Annotated in this window: 1 pseudogene; it reads left to right on the top strand. The window is 71.7% G+C overall.

Going from position 1 to position 407, the window contains the following annotated elements:
• Positions 1 to 407: pseudogene (locus KMS84_RS39200) on the top strand (hypothetical protein); the annotation flags it as partial.

Raw genomic sequence — 407 nt, 5'->3', positions numbered from 1 at the left:
GAGGGCATGGACCTGGGCAAGATGTTCCCCGGCCGCCGCGGACTGCGCGTCGACCAGGCCCCCTACAAGGGCGCCGGATTCATGGGCACCCCCGAATCACCGGCCGCCCTGTTCAAGGCCTGGCGGATCCTCCCCAACCAGATCCGCGACATCACCGTCGCCACCTCCGACCGCCACCCCCGCCTGGACGAGGTGTCCGCCAAGGCTGCCGGACCCGCCTACGCCCGACGCTGGGACGCGGAGCGCACCGCATGGATGCTCGACCTCACCCCCACCAACGACCAGACCGAGGACGGGGCGGCCAGGCAGGGTGGATTGAACCTGTCCGCCCTGCGCGGCCCGGACGGCGGGCAAGGCTCGCACGAGGACGAGATGCTGCGCCGCTTCCGAGCCGAGATCGACGCCCA

The sequence above is a fragment of the Streptomyces hilarionis genome (assembly GCF_024539675.1).
Taxonomy (GTDB): Bacteria; Actinomycetota; Actinomycetes; order Streptomycetales; family Streptomycetaceae; genus Streptomyces; species Streptomyces hilarionis.
The sequence above is the reverse complement of the archived record's forward strand: the minus strand, read 5'-3'. Positions and strand labels throughout refer to the sequence as shown.